The sequence below is a fragment of the Terrimonas ferruginea DSM 30193 genome (genome assembly GCF_000425585.1).
In the GTDB taxonomy this organism is placed as follows: domain Bacteria; phylum Bacteroidota; class Bacteroidia; order Chitinophagales; family Chitinophagaceae; genus Terrimonas; species Terrimonas ferruginea.
In genome coordinates this window covers 299,487-319,253 of record NZ_AUDS01000009.1, presented here as the reverse complement: position 1 = coordinate 319,253, position 19,767 = coordinate 299,487, and the positions used below count along the sequence as shown (strand labels likewise).

17 protein-coding genes are annotated in these 19,767 nt (G+C 48.8%); 3 read left to right on the top strand and 14 right to left on the bottom strand.

The annotated features are described in order from the left end of the window. Positions 1-2 precede the first annotated feature (2 nt). The 4 genes from H608_RS0102865 to H608_RS0102850 are packed head-to-tail and all read right to left on the bottom strand — an operon-like array spanning position 3 to position 5,184. Positions 3-2,414 carry a hypothetical protein gene (locus tag H608_RS0102865; protein WP_155990023.1) on the bottom strand — a complete coding sequence of 804 codons (2,412 nt, stop codon included), beginning with the start codon at positions 2,412-2,414 and terminating at the stop codon, positions 3-5. A gap of 9 nt (positions 2,415-2,423) precedes the next feature. Beyond that, positions 2,424-3,470, bottom strand: coding sequence for an ABC transporter permease (locus tag H608_RS0102860; RefSeq protein ID WP_028786349.1), 1,047 nt, complete (start codon positions 3,468-3,470; stop codon positions 2,424-2,426). Positions 3,471-3,496: 26 nt separating this feature from the next. Then, the gene (locus H608_RS21030) at positions 3,497-4,618 is read right to left on the bottom strand and encodes a BT_3928 family protein (RefSeq protein WP_038006846.1); all 1,122 of its coding nucleotides are present in this window, start codon (positions 4,616-4,618) and stop codon (positions 3,497-3,499) included. 26 nt (positions 4,619-4,644) lie between these two features. Continuing rightward, a complete protein-coding gene (locus H608_RS0102850; RefSeq protein ID WP_028786348.1) occupies positions 4,645-5,184 on the bottom strand; it encodes a DUF1599 domain-containing protein in 540 nt (179 codons plus the stop codon). 96 nt (positions 5,185-5,280) lie between these two features. Between H608_RS0102850 and folP the strand changes: the two genes are divergently transcribed. Next, positions 5,281-6,111 (top strand): dihydropteroate synthase, encoded by an 831-nt coding sequence (gene folP / locus H608_RS0102845; protein ID WP_028786347.1) that lies wholly within the window; start codon positions 5,281-5,283, stop codon positions 6,109-6,111. A 315-nt stretch (positions 6,112-6,426) separates the two neighbouring features. On the opposite strand, the gene H608_RS21025 is transcribed toward folP, so the two are convergent. Together H608_RS21025 and H608_RS0102830 are read right to left on the bottom strand one after the other, a co-directional pair. Continuing rightward, complete coding sequence (locus H608_RS21025; protein ID WP_038006942.1) at positions 6,427-7,431, bottom strand: FKBP-type peptidyl-prolyl cis-trans isomerase; 1,005 nt, start codon at positions 7,429-7,431, stop codon at positions 6,427-6,429. A 21-nt stretch (positions 7,432-7,452) separates the two neighbouring features. After that, a complete protein-coding gene (locus H608_RS0102830) occupies positions 7,453-8,463 on the bottom strand; it encodes a DHH family phosphoesterase (RefSeq protein ID WP_028786346.1) in 1,011 nt (336 codons plus the stop codon). 133 nt (positions 8,464-8,596) lie between these two features. Between H608_RS0102830 and H608_RS0102825 the strand changes: the two genes are divergently transcribed. Next, positions 8,597-9,013 (top strand): nucleoside-diphosphate kinase, encoded by a 417-nt coding sequence (locus tag H608_RS0102825; protein WP_028786345.1) that lies wholly within the window; start codon positions 8,597-8,599, stop codon positions 9,011-9,013. Positions 9,014-9,183: 170 nt separating this feature from the next. Here H608_RS0102825 and H608_RS0102820 read toward each other — a convergent pair whose 3' ends face one another. From H608_RS0102820 to H608_RS0102795, 6 genes are all read right to left on the bottom strand, one after another. Further along, positions 9,184-10,104 (bottom strand): TraB/GumN family protein, encoded by a 921-nt coding sequence (locus tag H608_RS0102820; RefSeq protein ID WP_028786344.1) that lies wholly within the window; start codon positions 10,102-10,104, stop codon positions 9,184-9,186. A gap of 45 nt (positions 10,105-10,149) precedes the next feature. Next, complete coding sequence (locus H608_RS0102815; protein ID WP_028786343.1) at positions 10,150-11,196, bottom strand: ATP-grasp domain-containing protein; 1,047 nt, start codon at positions 11,194-11,196, stop codon at positions 10,150-10,152. Positions 11,197-11,205: 9 nt separating this feature from the next. Next, entirely contained in the window at positions 11,206-13,131 is a 1,926-nt protein-coding gene (locus H608_RS0102810; RefSeq protein ID WP_028786342.1) for a menaquinone biosynthesis decarboxylase, read from the bottom strand. Between the two features lie 418 nt (positions 13,132-13,549). Beyond that, positions 13,550-14,404, bottom strand: a complete 855-nt coding sequence (porG, locus tag H608_RS21020) for a type IX secretion system protein PorG (protein ID WP_051267967.1) — start codon at positions 14,402-14,404, stop codon at positions 13,550-13,552. Between the two features lie 108 nt (positions 14,405-14,512). Next, positions 14,513-15,550 (bottom strand): dipeptide epimerase, encoded by a 1,038-nt coding sequence (locus H608_RS0102800; RefSeq protein WP_028786341.1) that lies wholly within the window; start codon positions 15,548-15,550, stop codon positions 14,513-14,515. Positions 15,551-15,613: 63 nt separating this feature from the next. Next, positions 15,614-18,307, bottom strand: a complete 2,694-nt coding sequence (locus H608_RS0102795) for a 4-alpha-glucanotransferase (protein WP_028786340.1) — start codon at positions 18,305-18,307, stop codon at positions 15,614-15,616. A 214-nt stretch (positions 18,308-18,521) separates the two neighbouring features. On the opposite strand from H608_RS0102795, the gene H608_RS24550 reads away from it, so the two are divergent. Next, a complete protein-coding gene (locus tag H608_RS24550; protein WP_169395507.1) occupies positions 18,522-18,677 on the top strand; it encodes a hypothetical protein in 156 nt (51 codons plus the stop codon). Positions 18,678-18,737: 60 nt separating this feature from the next. On the opposite strand, the gene H608_RS0102785 is transcribed toward H608_RS24550, so the two are convergent. Beyond that, positions 18,738-19,256 carry a DinB family protein gene (locus H608_RS0102785; protein ID WP_028786339.1) on the bottom strand — a complete coding sequence of 173 codons (519 nt, stop codon included), beginning with the start codon at positions 19,254-19,256 and terminating at the stop codon, positions 18,738-18,740. Position 19,257: 1 nt separating this feature from the next. Next, complete coding sequence (locus H608_RS0102780) at positions 19,258-19,692, bottom strand: nuclear transport factor 2 family protein (protein WP_028786338.1); 435 nt, start codon at positions 19,690-19,692, stop codon at positions 19,258-19,260. Positions 19,693-19,767 lie beyond the last annotated feature (75 nt).

The following is a 19,767-nucleotide window of genomic DNA, read 5'->3' as shown; positions in this document are numbered from 1 at the left end:
CTTTATTTTTCCTTACCAACATTGAACACCGCTTTTCCACTCACCACTCCGGCAGGACTCACCCCTTCTATTATTACCGTAAATGAACCGGGCAGGTCATTTGTATAGAAACTAAGCTCAGCCTCACCCTTTTCATTTGTGATCAATTGCGGGGACCAATAAATGGTGCTCAATACTTCCGGCTCGGGTGGACTGAACTGTGCGTAATCCGCCACGTAAAAAAGTTTGGAATAATAACGGCCTGCGATCTTGAGCAGAAACTGATTTTCCTGCTTTGCACTTTTGCATACATAAGTAACGCTTGAGCCGTTATTGAGGTAATAAGAGCCGCCATTCACCGGTACCGAACCTCCATAGGGGTGATTGGTACAATTGAGCACGTTGTACATGCACACGTAATCATTACAGCCGTCTTTGCCATGGTATACGCCGATATCCGGTCTGCTTTTCACAATCACATTTGTCAGTGTTTTGCCTTGTCCCAATGGTTCGGGGCCCGGATCTATCGCTCCTGCGCCGGGAATAAAGGGCGTTGTGTAAGGTAATCGTGCTGCATTCTTATCGAGCGAATCCACCTCGTGATGCAGGATGATTTTGTATTCTTCATTCCGCTTGCCGTTGACCACCAGTCCCATCCTGCGGTCGGGTTCCAGAATGGTCATCTCATCCGGCACCACAAATTTTCCTTTATCATCTGTGCTCACAAAAAACAATCCGTTGTCGGTGATCACTGAAAGTTCTACCGGCAACGTCGCTCTTTTAACAAGCGGTTCCACAACGCCGGAAAGACCGAGTTGTTTTCCCTGCGCCATATTCCGTAAAGCCATAGCTGGTTCCGGTAAATTATAGCGCGTCCAGCAACGCGTGAGTAAAAATTTCTCAAGTGTGGCAGCATCCCCTAACTCGGCCGGAAGCCGGGTAGAAATGATGCCGGCATTGATATAACCCTGGAAATAATTAAAAGGAACGATATCCTGGAAGTAAGCCGGCTGAACGCGTCTGAGCTGTACGGTGGCCGCGGAAAACAAGGTTTGTTGTGGTTTGCCATCCGGATTCTTGACATTGATTTTCACCTTCACCTTCGAGCGATGATGATAAGCATTGGAATCCGTAACCACGGAGAGTTGCGGTTGCTGATAATAGCCAACGAATATCGTACGTTCCGCCACCGGCCGGTCCTGGGCATCAAACATCGTTAAGGTATAAAGTCCCTTCGGCATTTCCTTCTGCGGAATTTTTACCGTCAGTGTTTTATTCGTTACTGTCAATGACCAGTACCCTTCTATATCACGGTAATTGTGCAGCAGCACCTTCACCTTTGCATCTGCCGTGCTGGCAATACGCAGTTGAATAGTGTCTTTGATCACCCCTTCCTGTACCTGGAGGGAATAGCCGTTTTTCTCCACCACCGGAAAAACATCTGCCAAAAGCGGTCGGCTTCCTGCAGCAGAAACGGTATACTCTCTCCCCGACAATGGTGTGAAACGCAGTTCACCTATACCATCAGTACCGGTTTTGAGTTTACCGGCCGGTTGTCCGTCTGCCAACAGGGTTGCATCAATAGCAACGGGGCGGCCGTCGATTCCGCGGGCTTCGAACAACAGCCTGGCAGGTTGTTCATTCAACAGGTTGCCTCCTTCTGCGTACCAGCGAATCCTTACAGGCGGCTGCATCCAGTTGATGGGTTGACGGTTGAAAGAAACAAGCGTATCCTTTTGAATGGTAGTTTCCACTTCATAACGGGTGGCGCCGGCCACAGGCATAAAAGCGATGGGCAATTCGCCGAAAGAGTTGATGAGGACCGAACCATTGACAATGGGTTTTTCATCTGCAAGAATGGTATAACGGGCAGTGGCGCCTTTGGCATAATAGTTATGCTCATTCGTTACGCGCAACATCAGGCGGCAGCTGTCGCCTGATGCCGGCCATGCAACAGCCTTTTCAAATGAAAGCGAGTGAGCACTCGTTTTTCTGCTGCGCAACTGTATCAACTGACGAAATACAACCGGATGTTGCTCCTGAGTAATCATATTGGTATAAGCCACCAACTGGTAATCGCCGGTCTCCAATGTATCGGGAATAAAAAGATACCCTGCCCCCATTCCCTGGCTCATCACGAACTGTGACGACAACACCACTTTCTTCGATTGCCGGTGAGACAGAAAAACATACAATGTCGTATAATCGTTGAGCGAAAAAGGTGTTTGAAGCAGGTAAGCCGAAAACCAGATGTTTTCGTTGGAAACATACTGTGTTTTGTCGGTGTGCAGATAGATCTGCGTATTGTGAAAGAGGGCTGCGCTTTTTTCTACATAAGCATCCACAGCCGCAGGCAGCACGGTGTCCTGCGCATGTAGTCTGTTACTGCTATAAAAAGCTATGAGGAAGAAGAAACATTGTATTGCCCTGTTCATTACTTGCATTTATCGTACTCTTACACGCGGATCAACCACACCGTACAGAATATCGGCCAGGATATTTATCAGCGTAAAAAAAGCGGCAGACACCAGCACTGATCCCATTACTACGGGATAATCCAGTTTTTCCAGCGCATCCACCGTTACTTTACCAATACCTTGCCAGCCAAAAATATATTCCACAAAAAATGCGCCTGCCAGCAATTCGGCGAACCAACCCGTTACGGCTGTGATCACCGGATTGAGCGCATTGCGCAATGCATGTTTCCAGATAACGATTTTTTTCCCCAGACCTTTTGCATAAGCCGTACGGATATAGTCCTGATCGAGTACATCCAGCATGGCACTTCGGGTCAACTGTGTGATGATCGCCAGCGGGCGAATACCTAAAGTAATAGCGGGCAGTATCAGGTTTTGCAAACTCAGCCTTTTATGTCCGTCATTATCGATATAAAACCAGTTGCCGGATATATGTAACCCTGTCCAGTCGCTGAGTACAAATCCGAAAATATACGCGATGATAATGCCCATGAAAAATGAGGGCGCCGAGATGCCTATGATGCTGGAGAAAATGGCAGTAGTATCCCACCAGGTATTCTGCCGGACTGCGGCCAATACGCCTAAAGGAATGCCGATCAGCACGGCGATGAACATGGCCGCTACGGCCAGTAATAAAGTACCGGGTAAAGCCTGCATGAGAATACTCCATACATCACGCTTGCTTTGATAGGATGTGCGCAGATAAGGCACTTTGAAAGCGAGTTTGGTTTCGCCACCAATAAAAAAACCTTTGAGTTTTTTTCTGTTGATTTCTTCTGTTGAATGAATAGCGACGGGTGATACGTCATTGACGTAGTAAAGAAATTGTTTCCAGCGCGGCTGATCGAGATACAGTTCTTTGCGAATGCTGGCCTGGGTGGCGGCATCGCCGCTTTGCCCCATCACCAGCCTGGAGGGATCGCCGAATCCCTGGAACAGGAAAAAAACCAGCGATACCACGCCTGCCAGAACGAGCAGGCTGTACAAGAATTTGCGGAGAATGTAACGTGCCAAGCAATGCAGTTTTTAAAATGAACAGCTTATTTCTTTTCCAGTAACGGAATGGCCGAGCTCATATTAGGAGCAGCCCATTTTCCGAGGATCGTTCCTTTTTCCACCACATACAGGCAGGGATTGGTCCGGGCAGCGGTGCGTATGGCGGTGTTGTCACAGGTCAATACACTGGCGCCTTGCAACGGTGTTCCCTGAATGGCTCTTTCCAGATCCGCTCTTGTTCCTGTTACCAGATGCACGGGTACATTGGATTGCACAGCCGCTTTGTAAACAGGTTCAAATTTTTTCTGCCAGCCGGAAGCGGCGTCTTTGGCGGTCTGCACAAACAGCAATACCACGCGTGGTTCGGCGAGGATGGCTTCTGTTGTGTCTGCGCCTGTTGCCGTATTGAGCACAAAATCCTTGATCGGCGGGTGATTGTTGACGCCCGCACGGATCAGTTTGTCTTCGCGATCTACATAAGTATATAGTGAATCACTGAAATCGGCCGGGAAGTTTTCGGCGGTAAAACGCACTTCTTCGTTTCCTTTTTTATAAACAAAAAGAATAACAGAGCTGTCAGGTATCGCGTTGGCCGGTACTTTGCGCAGATCGGTGATGTTGTTGCCTTTTTTATAAGGAAGACAATCCACCACCGGCAGGTAGCGCAAAGTATACCATTGGAAACCGAAACTGAAGATGATCACCAGCACCATCAGGATGTTGTTGAGTTTGGCGGCAAACAAAGGCTGGATGTATTTACGCTGCCAGCAGATAAATGCGATCAGCACGGTTAAGGCCACATCTTTCAGGAAAGAGGTGCGGGAACTGATAGGAAGACAATCCCCGAAGCAGCCGCAATTGGTAGGTTTGCCCGTAATAAAAGTATAACCGGTGAGGAAAGTAAAGAAAATAATCAATGCAAGCAGCAGCCAGCTAAACAGGCGGATACGCCAGCCAAGCAGCAGTGCAAAACCCGCGATGATTTCGAATGCGTTCATGATCACGGAGGAAGCTAATGTGGTGGGATCCAGCCTTGACACGCCCCATACTTCGAAAAACTCCTGCATCTTATAGCTCAGCCCCAGCGGGTCGTTGGCTTTTACCAATCCGGAGAAAATAAACAGCACCCCTACAATGATCCTTACAAGATTCGTCGTCAATTTCATCATCGAAGTTTTTATGCGGCCGGTCTTTAGTTCTCTCCCTGCAGGATCAGGGCAAACACCGCGTAGTTGAGAATATCCTGGTAATTGGCATCCAGTCCTTCACTGACCAGTGTCTGGCCTTTGTTGGACAATATCTGTCGCATACGATGCAGTTTCATCAATATCAGGTCTACAAAACTTTCCTGGCTCATCTGTCGCCAGGCTTCACCATAGTCATGATTTTTGTCGTTCATCAGTTGTTGCGTGTCTGCTACCTTTTGTTCATAGAGCGCAGCAACCGTGTCCGCATCGAGGTCTTCGGGATCGTTGTCTGTCAGTTGCAATTGGATAAGCCCGATCACTGCATAATTGATGATGCCGCGGAATTCGCCGGGTATATCATCGCCGATGCGTTGTTCTGTTTTTTCCTGCAAGGTGCGGATGCGCTGCGCTTTGATATAGATCTGGTCAACGATGGAGATGGTACGGAGCACCCGCCAGGCCGTGCCGTAGTCTTTGTTTTTCTTCAGAAACAGATCCCTGCATTCGTGAACGACCGCTTCGTATTGCTGATTCGTGATTGTCATGTTCGTTAAAAAGCCCTTCGGGCGATGATGTGGGAGAAACGGAGGTCCGCAATTCCCGAAAAGTTATCTTCGTTCAAAAATAACAAACAAATCCCGATGTTTACCCTCAACTGCAAAGGAAGATTACTGGCATTTGACAGGCCGCTGATCATGGGCATCATCAATACCACGCCGGATTCGTTTTATCAGGGAAGCCGGCACGCGGAAACGGATGAAGTATTGCGGACAGCGGAGCAAATGATAAAGTCCGGCGCCGCGATACTCGACATCGGTGGGCAAAGCACGCGCCCGGGAAGCCGCTGGCTTGGCGCGGAGGAAGAACTTTCCCGCGTGTTGCCATCGATCGAAGCGATCAGCAGACGGTTTCCGGAGATTGTTATTTCCATCGATACCTTTCACGCGCTGGTAGCGCGGCGTGCAGTGGAAGCAGGTGCTTCAATCGTGAATGATATCAGCGCGGGTTCAATGGATGAAGCATTGATTAAAACCGTCGCGGAATTGCAGGTGCCTTATGTGTTAATGCACATGCAGGGAACGCCGGGCGACATGCAGCAGGCACCGCAATACGGCAATGTGGTGACCGAGGTGTTTGATTTTCTGGCGCAGAAAATTGTGGAGTTGCGCGAAGCAGGCGTGCATGATATCTTAATCGATCCGGGCTTTGGCTTTGGCAAAACGATCGATCATAATTTTCAGCTGCTGCGCAAGCTGGAAGTCTTTGCATCTATGGGGATGCCTTTACTGGCGGGACTTTCACGCAAATCAACCATTTACAAAACGCTTGGCATAACCGCGGAAGAAGCCGTGAATGGCACAACTGTCCTCAACACAATTGCTTTACAAAAAGGCGCCGCTGTTCTTCGTGTACATGATGTAAAAGAAGCGCGGGAATGCGTGCTGTTGCTCGAACGATACAACCACGCATAAAAAAAGGGGCAACTTACATTGCCCCTTCGCAGTCAATAAGACTTTGTAATCAGACTTGCCTTAACAGGCGTGGTTTTTCAATAGAAATGGAGCATTCGTTAGCTACAGGATTTTGTGGTGTTTTTGGTGGTGATAAGGTGGCGGTTAGTCTTCGCAAGGGTAAATTGGATGTTGGACTAAAAACGGGGCCAATTCAATTCGCAGGGTAGGAAAATAAAAAACCGTCCCAGTATATCGGGACGGTTACAAAGATGTGGTTTTCTTGTTTTGTCAGATCGATTTCGTCCAAAACAATTTGTTCACAGCCGTGGATAATTATTGCTGAGGAGGTGTATCGCCGGCTCTTACGGTGATCACTTCGATATCGAAGATCAGCGCATCCCAGGGCTTGAACGGAGAACCCGGAGGAGGATTTTTTCCATACGCCAGGTAACCGGGAATATAAATAGTGCCTTTACCGCCTTGTTTGAATAAACGGATACCGTCATCCATACCGGCGATGGCGCCTTGTGAACCTACCTGCATGGCAAACTGGCTGGCCTGAAAAACGCTGTCGGTCGATAAAGTACGTCCTTCGTATTTGATCTCCACTACTTTTCCGTCTGCAATCTGTTCGCCTGTGCCGGGATTGGTGATCGTTACGAAAGTTCCTTTGGGTGTTTGAATAGCTTTTGCGCCTTTGCGTGCGATGTAGTCCTGCACTTCTTTGATCTGGCGTGCTTTTTCACCTGACTTTTCGATTTCAGCGAGTTCTTTCAGACGTTCTTCGTCCGCTTTCTTTTGTGCTTCCGCTTGTTCTTTCTGTGCTTTCTCCATCATCTTGCGGCGCTCTTCCTGCTGGCGGGGAGCATCTTTTGCCATTTCAGCATCATAATCCTTACGGGCAAGGCTGTCGTCGGTATACACTTCCGTGATGCGGATAGCCACCGTGATGCGGTCACCTTTTTTAGCCGTAGCAGGAAGCTGCTCGCTGAGCCCTTTCTTCATCAGGGTATCGATCAATTGTACCACCACTGCACTGTCGCCTTTTTTCAGCAGCGGCATGATCTCGGCGATGCTGTATTCGTTGTTGACAGGATCTTCGGCATATTTAATGAAACCGGGCATTTTACCAATGCTGTTGTACATCACCGAATCATTGTATTTGGTGAGCACATTAAATTTTACCACGTTACCGGAACGGATCGTTGAATCTTTACCGGAAGACGGGAAAATTTTGTAGAGCAGACCGCTCTTGGTCTTTTTATAGCTGACCGAATTACAGGCAGCGAATAAAACCGCTGCAGCGAGCACAAAGGATAAACCCTTTAAGCGTTTCATATTTGTTTTTTTAGAATTGATTTATTGCAAAAGATCGTAGTTCTCTCTCATTACTTCTTTGAAGCGGCCAACCGTATCATTCAGTGACTCTTTGGAGTGTCCGCCGGCAGCATTGTAATGCCCACCGCCATTGAAATATTTACGGGCGAATGTGTTGCAATCAAAGTCGCCTTTGCTGCGGAAACTCCATTTGCGTTCCTCATCGCGATCGATCACCAGCGCCACGAGTTTAATACCCTGGATGGATTGCGGAAAATTAACGAGCCCGTCCGTATCGCCTGTTTTTACCTGGTAACGCAGGAGGTCTGCTTTGGTAATAGCGATGAGTGCCGTATTGAATTCGTAGAAAATCTCCATGCGGTGCAGCAGTACATGACCGATAAAGCGCAGGCGGTTTTCCAGGAAATTATTGAACAGGTTGTCGTGCACCGTGGCGTGATCAAGGCCTTTGGCTTTAAGATCGGCCACCATTCTGTGAACGCCTTCAGTAACAGAAGCGAAGCGGAAGGAACCGGTATCCGTCACCACGCCGGCATAGAGGCATTCGGCCACCTGCAGGGTGATCTTGTCGCCATGGCCTGAAGCCGTGATCAGGTCGAACACCATTTCGCAGGTAGAGCTCTTGCGCGTGTCGCTGACACCGTAATCGAATGACGGGGCGTCGGGCTCCTGGTGGTGATCGATGAGCACCTTTACGCAGTTCATGGCTTTGAGGTGATCGGCCATGGTTTTGGTGCGGTAGAAAATGTTGAAATCGAGGCAGAACAGCCATTCTGCTTCATCGAGTGCGGCCGAAGCCTTTTCTTTTTCCGCTTCGTAGTTGAGCACAGCATCGCAGCCGGGCATCCAATTGAGCCAGCGCGCCCAATTGGTGGGCGAAATGACGGTCACCTGGTGTCCGAACTGAATGAGGAAATTAGCCAGTCCCAGCGACGAGCCCATGGCATCGGCGTCAGGTTTCTGGTGCATCGTAATCACTACTTTGCGGGCGGGGCCGGCCAGTTGGCCATATATTTCTGAAACAGGCTTCATAAAACGGTTGCGAAGATAAGGTGTTTGGGCCATTGCGTACGGGGCCTCGTGCGGTGCCGGGAAAATAATCGGTGGCGGGCTGGACGTGTACGGTAAACTTATCCTACCTTTGCGGCCCAAAAACAAACAAAAAATGAGCAACCGCACATTTACCATGATCAAGCCCGACGCCGTAAAAAACGGGCATAGCGGCGCAATTATCGATCGCTTTATCAAAGAAGGTTTCCGCATTGTAGCGTTGAAACTGACCAAACTGTCTGCTGAAAAAGCAGGTGAGTTCTACGCCGTTCACAAAGAGCGTCCTTTCTACGGAGAGTTGGTAGAGTTCATGAGCAGCGGTCCGATTTACGCAGCAATCCTGGAAAAAGACAATGCAGTTGCCGGTTTCCGCGAGCTGATCGGTGCTACCAATCCTGCGCAGGCGGCCGAAGGCACGATCCGCAAATTGTATGCAACTTCTCTTGGTGAGAATGCCGTTCACGGAAGCGACAGCGACGAGAACGCGAAGATCGAAGGCGACTTCTTCTTCAGCGGTCTGGAGCAGTTCTAAGATCTCATTTCTTATGATAGTAAAAGCGCCTCTAAAGGCGCTTTTTTAGTTTTAAGTTATAAGTATTAAGTAAACCAGCCATTCACTATTCACTATTGACTATTCACTATTGACTATTCACTATTCACTATTTTACACCTCCCGCCAGGCGGGCACATTTCCACATTTCCTCAAATCGTCGTTCCGGCCACCACAGTATTGTCCAGCGGCTCTACGGTATAGCCGGCTTTACGAAGCAGGTTGATCACTCCTTCGGCTCCAGGCAGGTGGCCCGCACCTACGGCTATCAGTAATGTTTTACCGGGCAGCAACGTTTTCAGTTTTTCCACCCAGTTGCGGTTGCGTTTGAATAACAATATTTCAGTGAACTCGGTAAGCCCCACTTCCGATTTCAACATCAACTGTTCAAGTTTTTTCAAATCCTGCTCGCGGTAGGCCGACATCAGTTCGTCTAGTTCCTTGTTATCTCCGTCTCCGGCTTCTACTTTTTTGATATAGGCCACCAGTTGTTCGGCCTGTTGTTTATAAGGAATCTGGTCGAGAATGCTTAACTGATAAGACATCGATTCCAGTCCCTGGATCGTTTTTTTCTTTCCCTTGGCTTTTTCCATGAGAATCTGTTCCATCATTGCCGTTTTGCCGCAGGGCAGGGATGATTCGCTGATCACGGAAGCCGCCAGCATCGGCTTATACCCTTCCAGCATGGAGAACGGAAGCATCCCTCCTTTTTTATCGAAGTATTCTTTTACTATCAGGTAGTCGGCTTCACTCAACAGATCTTTTAACGTAGTATCGCCTTTCATCTTCATCTGCTTCATGGACTGCATCATTTCGAGCATATTGTCGAGGTCCACTTCAAAATAAACCTCATCTACGCGACCGATCAGTTTTTCCATATTACCGCTGATGCCCGCATCGTCTTTGCACAACAGGTGAATAGTGCCGAAGATGTAAGATGGCTGTTTCAGATCCTTACCGCTGATACGCCAGAGCAGGGTATTGTCAGAATCAGCTTTCTTGATATCGGGTTGTGCACAGCCCAATAAGGTGGCAAAACTCAACAGGAAGCTGGCGCTTAATTTTCTCATCATGATTATTTAGGATAACAATTTACTTAAAAAATAAAGGATGGGTTGTTAATAAAACACTTCCTGCCAGTAACGCATGAAATGTGTTCCCCATTTCACTTTTAGCTCATCCGTCGCGACAGGCCAACCCAGTGCCTGCTTTACTGCCAGTACCGGCAGGTTTACGCCCGCACCCAATGCCGCAACAATCGTTCCCTGTACACGGGGATTCACTTCCAGTAACAAAGGCTGCCCGTTGACCGAACGCCTTACCTGTATGCCAATATTGCCATGCAGCCCAAGCATCCGGATAATGGCGGTGCAATAGTTGATTATTTCTTCGTCCTGCATAAACGTGCCACTGACACTGATGCCGTTGATCATTTTGCTGCGCAAACGAGGTATGGCAATAACGGTTTCGCCGTGGTTCGCGAGGCAATCCACTGAATATTCTTCGCCCGGAAGAAACTCGGCCACCAGTAGTGGTGGAAACGGTTTTAATTGCAGCAGGCGTTGCGCTTCGGACAAAGTGATGTGAATGCCTGAAGGTTTTTGATGGAACAACCAGTCGGCCTCGTCGAGCGATGCATCGAGTACGCGAAAACCACGGCTGCCATTTCCCTGGCATGGTTTAAAGCAAACCGGACGCGCGGGATAACCCAATTCGTTAACGGCATTATCAAACTCTTCTATGGTATGCACGATGCGGAAGGCTGGCACGGGCAATCCGTGCATTTGTAAAGCGCGGTATAAATTTCCTTTATCATTGGCCAGTTCCAACGAGTTTACCGGCGATACCAATATTTCTGTTCCATGCATTTTGAAGAGATCGGCAAAACCAGCGAGCGTCATCAGCTCCCGTGTTACGAGCGGCATGACTACCTGGATATTTCTGGCGTGGCAAAGCGAAAGCATTTGCGGGATATAATCCGTATCCGCTGCTACGGGAATCAATTCGAACCGGTCGTGCAAATGCCGCGATACGGCATCAGGCGATGCATCTGCTGTCCATATCCTGAATGCGGGGCATTGTTTCAGGCAATGCAAAATACCGGCGGCACCGGGAGCGCCGCCACCCGTCATGAGAATATTGATCGTTGCGGATTGATCCGTCATATAAGCTGATTAAGCATTGGCCACTGCTTCGAGACCATACTGCTGATCTTTGTATTTCAGTGATGGCGAAGCAATGAATGGCCCGATATTCAACTGATCCCACTTCGCATCAACCGCTTTAATCGTTGCTTCATCTGCTACGATGATATTGGGCCAGTCGCGCTGGAAATCGTCGAGTTCTTTTGTTTTCAACGTGCCGTCCAATCCCATACAGGCCACGGTTTTCCCCGGCACGCGGGTTGATGGACGTTCGTGCACCACGCTATCACGCCGGGGATCGAGGTTATTGCAAAATCTCCACAGTGAAGTAGCGAGATCATTTGCATTGACGGTATGTTCTACATAGAGAATCATCTTCACCCCTTCCGTTTCAGGAAGACCGGCAAGTTGGGCATGCAGTTCGCGCACATGCCCGCGGCGTTCTTTTTTTATCCCTACAATCAGGCAGGGAATATCCTGTGCCAGCAGTGAAGTATTGACCGATTTTATTTCCTTAAACGTTTCGAGCCATTGCGCTCCGTCTATGGTTATTTTATCCGGCGATGGTGCAACATGATCGTTGATTTCTTCGGTTGTTTTCTTTGTGCCATCGATGCACATTTTACCGCCGAAGCCCAGTTTGCTGCAGCTATGGTCGAGTACATCCATCGGACCTTGTGAAAAATAAACATCCATGGATGGATCGAGGTTGCGGAATACATACCGTGCGAGTTCGCCATAATTGGTAATGGAAACGCCCTTGTCGGCGATCACCAATATTTTATTGAACATCATCTGTCCGGCGCCCCACATGGCATTCATCACTTTCTGTCCCTGCCCTGCATAATCTTTCTGAATCTGCGCGATCACGAGGTTATGGAAGACACCTTCAACCGGCATATCCATGTCTGTGATCTCGGGAATCATCGTCATTTTTATCGGTGCCAGGAAAATGCGCTCTGTAGCCTTACCCAGCCAGGCATCTTCCTGTGGAGGAATGCCAACGATGGTAGCAGGATACACCGGATTTTTTTTATGTGTAATGGCGGTGATGTGAAAACGAGGATACCAGTCAGGCAGTGAATAATAACCGGTATGGTCGCCAAAAGGTCCTTCCCAGATGAGTTCATCATTGGGATCAACGTATCCTTCAATCACGAAGTCGGCATCGGCAGGCACTTCGATATCGGGCTGACTGATACATTTTACCAGTTCTACTTTCTTTTTACGGAGAAAACCGGCGAGCATGTATTCATCAACGTTGTCGGGCAACGGTGCAGTAGCGGAATAAGCATAAGCAGGGTCTCCGCCCAATGCCACAGCTACAGGCATGCGTTTGTTGAGTTTTTTGTATTCGGCGAAATGGCGTGCCGACACCTTGTGCTTATGCCAGTGCATACCGGTAAGCGTCGGGCCAAACACCTGCATCCGGTACATACCTACGTTGCGCGTTTTGGTCAGCGGATCGCGGGTATGGATCACGGGCAGCGTAACAAACGGGCCGCCGTCTTTGGGCCAGCAGGTGATCACCGGAAGTTTGGTGATATCGGGTTGCTCCATTACTACTTCCTGGCAGGCGCCTCTGCCTTTTATTACTTTGGGCATCCAGGAGGCAAATTGCCCGAGTTTGGGAAGCAGTCTCAGTTTATCAAGAATACTTTCCTTGGGAGAAGCCAGTAATTTGAAAAGTCCTTCAATATCAGCGGCTACGTCATCAAGATGATTGACACCAAGTGCCATGCACATCCGTTTGTCGCTGCCGTATGCGTTCATCAGCACGGGAAAATCGTAGCCGGTATTTTCGAATAACAGTGCTTTTCCTCCACCTGGTTCCTTGCTCACGCGATCGGTTATTTCTGCGATCTCGAGCTTCGGATCAACATAAGTTTTGATGCGTATCAATTCTCCTGCCTGTTCAAGTGCGTCGATAAAAGCCTGCTGATCTTTGTATGCCATAATAGACGCAAAGGTACGTGGAGATAATTTGATCCCGAGGCTTCGGGATTTGATAATTTTGAGAATTGCGGGGAATGCGGGTTGAGGCAACCTGAGAGTTCCCGATATTTCCCTTGAGGCCGAAGTATCGGCCTAACCAAGAGCACTCGTCAATCGTGAGGTGTCGACAGGAACCAGCGAGATGTTAAACCCTGTCAATCCGACATCACGCCCTTGTTGGTCTCCCGACGCCTTCTTGGTCGGGAGACCAACAAGGGCGCTAGCTTATACCTCACGCCGCCTTTACGTTTAAAAATGAAAAGAAGCTCCTGGGCATAAACGTCCCGAACAGTTGTGGTGTCGTTCACCAACCAGCGTCAATTTCAAGCAAAGGACTACTTAAGGCTGTTAAACCTTACACCTTACGCTTTAAACCTTCTCAAAGCGGTACAGTCGGACAGCCATAACGGCTTCTGCGGCCACCGCCACCTCCGTTACCAAAACGATAAGTCAGGTGCAGGCCCATCGTATAATACCAGTCATTGCTTTTGGGGCTTCCGCGCTGAAGGTCTTTGGCGGGATAATCAGGGTTGCCGCCGGGCAGTTCATCGCCGCGGTACGACATATCCACGGCCAGTTGGCCGCGAGCTGTCAGCAGGTCGGTGGCGTCAATGTAATTCTTGCTCACGTCATCGAGATAATCGGTGAACAGCTTGCGCATGTTCAGTTCCAGCCCCACACGAAGATTCTCTGTAATGGCATATTTAACGCCACCACCGAACGGTATATTGAGTTGGGTAAGACTGTACGGTTTTCTGTCGGGATAGCCTTCAAGGCCCTGTCCTTCCGTGCTGAGCGGTTTGAGGTATACTTTTTCCCCGGAGGTTGTATAAGCGTAAGGATTGAAACGAAAAACGCCAAGCCCCGCAAACACATAAGGCGAAAAACGGTTTTCGTTCAGATTGAAGAGATAATACTCTCCAACAAGGCTGAATTCAGCCAGGGACGTTTCAAAAGACAGGTTACGGGCAACGAGGTCGGGTTTGGAACTGAAGCGATCCGCACCGCCGACTACTGCGTAGGTAAACCCTGCTCTGAGCATCAGTTTATCGGTCAATTCGTAGTTGCCGGTAAGCCCGACAGCGCCGTTGGTTGTTTTCCGGGGAAAAATCTTCTCCGTCAGATCGCCGTTGTAGGCCGCTGCTCCACCAAATAATCCCAGGTGAAAACGCTGGGCGTCAGCAAAATGTCCAAGCAAAAGAAGCCCGAACACCAGGAAACCGGATTTACGCATAACTAAGTTTGATTACGCAAACAGCAAATTTAAGGCCGGGATGAAGGGCATTGCGGTTTTCCCCCGCAGTGGGCCGTATATGCGATTCCGGGAGCGGAAGAGACCGGACTATCGTTCGTAGAGACCGGTATAGTTGATCCCAAGGCCGGGGCCCTGGCCATAAGTGACCACGCCCTGGTCATACACCAGACCGGTGGCCACGTCTTCGTCCTGCAACAGGGGGCCATCCATATCTACATGATCGATATAAGGAAGCAAATGTGCGATGGCTGCCGAACCGACGGTGGATTCGTTCATACTGCCTACCATAACTGACAGCTCCAGTTCTCTCGCCTGGCGGATCATGCGGAGTGCAGGCGTAAGGCCGCTGCATTTGGTCAGTTTGATATTGATCCCGTGAAAATGATCTTTACAACGTGCAACGTCTGATTCGAACACACATGATTCGTCTGCATACAGCGGCAATGAAGATTCCCTGTAAAGTACTTTCATGCCCTCCCAGTTGTCCTTAGCCAATGGTTGTTCAACGAACTCGACACCCAGTTCGCTGAGTTGCGGCATCAGTTTGAGTGCTGTTTCCAGATCCCATCCGGCATTGGCATCTACACGGATAACGGCATCCGTTTTCTCACGCAATGCTTTTACGATTGCGATATCATCGGCTGTGCCTACTTTCACTTTATAGATCGGCCAGGGTTTCTCCTGCATCTTGGCAACCATCTTTTCTACAGAGTCGATACCAATGGTAAAATCGCAGAGCGGTAACGGCTTATCCAAAGGAGCCAACTCTGCTTTGAACAGTTCATCCAGGCGGCTGTTTTTGAATTTTCCATACATATCCCATGCGGCAATATCGAGTGCACACACGAGGAAAGGATTTTGCGGCAGCAGATGATGGAGATAATGCCAGTAACGGGAAGGTTCGGTGAAGGCAAACTTTTCGATAAACATTTTCTTTGCCTGTATATCGGCGATCATCTTATCTACCGTGATATCATAGTAGGTAATAGCGGGCGCTTCACCATAGCCGGTGATGCCCAGATGTTCCAACGCAACGATCAGCATGGGCTGATGCGTTTTGGTTCCTTTTGAAATGGTAAAAGGATGATGAAAACGAAGATCGAACGAATTATAATGGAGTTTCATGCGTGCGTAAATTGTGCCGTGAAATTAGGCAAATGCAATCAACACACCTTGGTTTTTCCACGTTTAACGTCCGCTGTTTTTCACGTATTCTTTCAATTCTTCATTGAAAGCATCTTCGTTCAGCAGGTCTTCCAGTTTTATATGCATTCTGTATCTCCAGTAATGTTGCGGTACGGCCGGATTGTTGATCCGTTCTTCCTGCGGGTTTTCGCGGCGCAGTGTATCGCTCATTCCGAGAAGATCCTGTAACTGGAAAATACTCCACATGGCTGGTGAATAAAGATGTTGCAGCACGATGGCACGGTTCACCCATGCTTCGCAATAAAAAGGCGCATCACCCCATTGGCCCAGCACGTGGTTATAGAAGTTCTGTGTACGTTCACGATTTTCCTCCCACCAGGCACGCACAGTACTCATATCGTGTGTGGAAGGCGTGATGACAGATAAATAAGGCGCTTCGGAGGGAATGAAGAACGGCTTCGACGGATCTTTCGGCATGCGCTGGATCTCGAGACTGAGGATACCCAGTTCCTGCATCACTTCCGGTACGCTGTGCGGCACCATTCCCAAATCTTCGCCGCAGATCAGCATGTTTGTCGCAGCCTTGAGGTAAGGAAGTTTTTGCATCGCTTCCTTTTTCCAGAAATCATCCTGCCGGTGATAGAAATAATTGATGTACAGTTCGCGGAGTTTCTGCTGCACATGTGGTATCAGGAAGCGGTAAGACCAGGTCGATTCCATTGAAATGCGGAAATGATAAGACAGGCCATTGCTGCCTTCTTCTTCAAACAGAATCACGTTGGCCACAAGTTCGTATAAACCGAATTTGATCTTTTCCTGTTCCGGGGAAGCAATGGCGGTGAAATGTGCTTCCACTTTTTTCTGCGTATCAAATGCAGGTAACAGATCATAACCGCCATGTGTGTTTGGCGTCAGGTAGTGCTGGCGCACCGTATCGGCGTCGTCGCCGAATATTTCATGCAGCACCGTGTCATTTATAAAAGGGCGGCAGAAACGTTCTTTTTCAAACCAGATGCCGTTCTCGCCAAATTCGGTATAATGAACGGGAATGCAGGGAACGAAATGTCCGAGAATTCCCTGCACGGCATGTGCAGGAATACTCCAGATACGGAAGAATCCGAGGATGTGATCGATACGGAACGTATCGAAGTACTCGCTCATTTGTTCGAATCGTTTCTTCCACCAATCAAAACCGTCTTCCTGCATCTTTTTCCAGTTGTAGGTCGGGAACCCCCAGTTCTGGCCCACTACGGTAAAATCATCGGGTGGCGCGCCTGCCTGCTGGTCCATGTTGTACAGTTCGGGTGCTACCCAGGCATCGCTGCCATAGCGGTAAATACCAATAGGAATATCACCTTTGAGCACCACACCATGGCGATGCGCATAATCTGCCGCTTCTTTGAGTTGCAGGTGAAGATGATATTGTATAAAGCAATACAACCCAGCTTCGCGTGCTGCGGCAGCGCGTGAAGTCATGAATTTTTCAATTTCCTGGCGATTAAACACGCTGTTTGTTTTCCAGGATTCGAAACGTGAGGTATCGTATTTGTCGCGGTAATAACAAAAAGCGGCATAAGGCAACAGCCAGTGACGATTGCGTTCGAGGAAAACTTTATACTCTTCCGACTCGAGGCACTCCTTGCCCATCTCCAGGTACAATTCTTTGAGCATTGCCATTTTGAAACGCATCACTTCTTCATAGTCCACTTCCGGAAGATCGTTGAGTTGTTTTTGTTTTTTGCGCAATGCCGTTACCTGTGCGGCATATTTTTTCCCGGCAACCTTTGACAGGTTTATGTACAAAGGATGCAGCGCAAAAGCGGAAATAGCTGCATATGGATATGAATCAACCCAGGTGTGCGTAGCCACCGTATCATTGACCGGCAGCAACTGAATAAGCCGGAGCCCTGTTTTTCTTGCCCAGTCCACAAGCAATTTAATATCGGAAAATTCACCTACACCAAAGCTGTGCTTGCTGCGGAGACTGAATACGGGGATCGCAACGCCGGCGCCTTTCCAGGTATTATTGGGTAAAGCAATAAAGCCATCATGAATGATCGTTTGTGTTGCTTCCGGCGCAGCGAAAGGCAACATGCGGTTATCACCGTCTTCATAACGGACAAATGTTTTTTCGTGCGTATCATAAACGCCATACTTATAAACGAGCGGGAAGGCTGCGTTGGAAAGGTCAACCCCAATCGTCCACCAATCTCCCTCTGCCGTCAGCAATACCGGGTTTTCGGTATTCCAGTGTCCCAAATCATCTGCGCCACCACAAATACAAACGGCTTCGTGTTTGCCCAGCAAGGGTGCTTTTATCTTGAAGAGATGGGTGAAGCTGTTTTTCTTGCGGGAACGGCTGGTTCTTTTGTGCTGCGGCAATAATACTTCCTTGAAAGGAGTGGTATAAAAAGCGTTCTCAAACTCGCCGGCATGGTTCCAGGTATCGGTCAGGATTACTTCGCGAATATCTTTGGAAGGAGCATCGAGTACACGGTCATTGCCCCATTCTGCCACGCGTGCGCCATCCTTATTCTGGAAATAATATTTATACTGCAGGGCGGTTTTGAGGTCTTTGCGATCGATGGTGATCTCCGCCTTCCAGCATTCCTCGTTGAGATATTCCATGGCAACCGCCTTCTCCGGCTGATCCGATCCAAGTGACGGGTGATTACCCCCAAGCCAAAGGCTTTCTCCAAATTCTGTGCGGAACCGTATATAAAACTGAAGCTTCATCGCAATCGTTGATGCTATTAAAAGATTATTGTGTGAAAAAGACACATTTATGCGAATGTAAATAAAATTTACTGCACTGCCTTTTTTGAAGTGAGGCAAAGATAAGCGGAATCGCAGCACCCGCTGCCAGGTTAAGCGGGCGGCATTTTGCTTCTTCTGCTATTTTTCTTTGCTTTTTTAACCGCAGGGCTTATTTTTGCGAAAACAAATAAGCATGGAACAGACGAAAAAATACAAAGGACTGTACTGGTTAATTTTCTTTGCATCAACGGCAGCCCTGTTGTTTGCGATTTATGCTCACTGGGAGTGGCTGACGCTGATCCTGCCGTTCCAGACCACATCGTTTGTTAAGGCCATGGACATCATGTAATCATTCTTCCTTTTTCTATTATAGAGCCATCCGGGTGTTTCACCGGGATGGCTTTTTTATTTAAAGACTGTCTCCATATTCATGTCGTACCACGGAGGCCGTGACCAGCAGTTGTCCGGTATGCCGGGTAGTATGTTCCGCCGCATGAAACAGCAGCCCGATCACCGTCGACGGAACCTGCTGACGCCCCACACCGCGAATGTCCGTTAGTGTTTGTTCATCCACACCTGCGAGATAAGCCAGTGACTTTTCTACCTGGAGGTTGAAGTGCGATACTAATTCCTCTACCGTTACTCCTGCTTCTTCCCTGCCCTCGGCGCGCAGGTATTCTAACTGCTCTTCGTTTAAAGTTTGCGCCGATGCATAGGTATACAGTCGGTCGAGCACACCGGCCAGATGTTGCAGATGAAAAGCGACTGATGCATTTGCAGCGGGCCGGATCCAGAGCCATTCGTCCCGGAAATTTTCCATAGCAGCCGCCACTTCATCACGCGCCTGTAGCAACGCATGTGCTGCGGGCTGAAGCAAAGCGGGAATACCCGCCACAGGACCTCTGAGCCAATATTCAGGTTGAGCCATATTAATTCAAATGTTGTTCGTAGAATGTCTGATGAGAAACCAGTTGCCAGTGGTGATCACGCCGGGCATAAAGACGGATATAACGCAGGAAATACTTATCCGTTTTTTCTTTGCCCTTCTTTTCGATATTCATTTTACCGCGCAGCAATGCCAGGTTGCCATGCAACTCCACCCTTACCGAGTCATGTTGACGCAACGGATAGTCGGCGCGGCCTACGGTCTCCATCCAACCTGCCTTGCCTTCAATTCTTCCGCTGCCGTGGCTGAACACAAAATCCGGCGCATAAAGAGAGTCGAGTGCCGCTACGTTCCGTTCCACCACATATTGGTCGATCTGCTGATTAAGTTGCAGCAGATAACTGCTGTCATTGCTGGTCTGGGCAAACAGCCTGCTTCCGGCCGAAAATAATAAGATCAGTATGGAATGCTTTATCATTATTGATCCTGATTTTCCTAAAGATAACTTTTCGGATGCGGACGGCACAAAAAAGAGGACGCTAACAGCGTCCTC

Excerpts from the sequence above, each read along its gene's own strand:
- H608_RS0102865 (WP_155990023.1), bottom strand. The coding sequence starts at position 2,414 with ATGAACAGGGCAATACAATGTTTCTTCTTCCTCATAGCTTTTTATAGC.
- H608_RS21030 (WP_038006846.1), bottom strand. The coding sequence starts at position 4,618 with ATGAAATTGACGACGAATCTTGTAAGGATCATTGTAGGGGTGCTGTTT.
- H608_RS0102850 (WP_028786348.1), bottom strand. The coding sequence starts at position 5,184 with ATGACAATCACGAATCAGCAATACGAAGCGGTCGTTCACGAATGCAGG.
- folP (WP_028786347.1), top strand. The coding sequence starts at position 5,281 with ATGTTTACCCTCAACTGCAAAGGAAGATTACTGGCATTTGACAGGCCG.
- H608_RS21025 (WP_038006942.1), bottom strand. The coding sequence starts at position 7,431 with ATGAAACGCTTAAAGGGTTTATCCTTTGTGCTCGCTGCAGCGGTTTTA.
- H608_RS0102830 (WP_028786346.1), bottom strand. The coding sequence starts at position 8,463 with ATGAAGCCTGTTTCAGAAATATATGGCCAACTGGCCGGCCCCGCCCGC.
- H608_RS0102825 (WP_028786345.1), top strand. The coding sequence starts at position 8,597 with ATGAGCAACCGCACATTTACCATGATCAAGCCCGACGCCGTAAAAAAC.
- H608_RS0102820 (WP_028786344.1), bottom strand. The coding sequence starts at position 10,104 with ATGATGAGAAAATTAAGCGCCAGCTTCCTGTTGAGTTTTGCCACCTTA.
- H608_RS0102815 (WP_028786343.1), bottom strand. The coding sequence starts at position 11,196 with ATGACGGATCAATCCGCAACGATCAATATTCTCATGACGGGTGGCGGC.
- H608_RS0102810 (WP_028786342.1), bottom strand. The coding sequence starts at position 13,131 with ATGGCATACAAAGATCAGCAGGCTTTTATCGACGCACTTGAACAGGCA.
- porG (WP_051267967.1), bottom strand. The coding sequence starts at position 14,404 with ATGCGTAAATCCGGTTTCCTGGTGTTCGGGCTTCTTTTGCTTGGACAT.
- H608_RS0102800 (WP_028786341.1), bottom strand. The coding sequence starts at position 15,550 with ATGAAACTCCATTATAATTCGTTCGATCTTCGTTTTCATCATCCTTTT.
- H608_RS0102795 (WP_028786340.1), bottom strand. The coding sequence starts at position 18,307 with ATGAAGCTTCAGTTTTATATACGGTTCCGCACAGAATTTGGAGAAAGC.
- H608_RS24550 (WP_169395507.1), top strand. The coding sequence starts at position 18,522 with ATGGAACAGACGAAAAAATACAAAGGACTGTACTGGTTAATTTTCTTT.
- H608_RS0102785 (WP_028786339.1), bottom strand. The coding sequence starts at position 19,256 with ATGGCTCAACCTGAATATTGGCTCAGAGGTCCTGTGGCGGGTATTCCC.
- H608_RS0102780 (WP_028786338.1), bottom strand. The coding sequence starts at position 19,692 with ATGATAAAGCATTCCATACTGATCTTATTATTTTCGGCCGGAAGCAGG.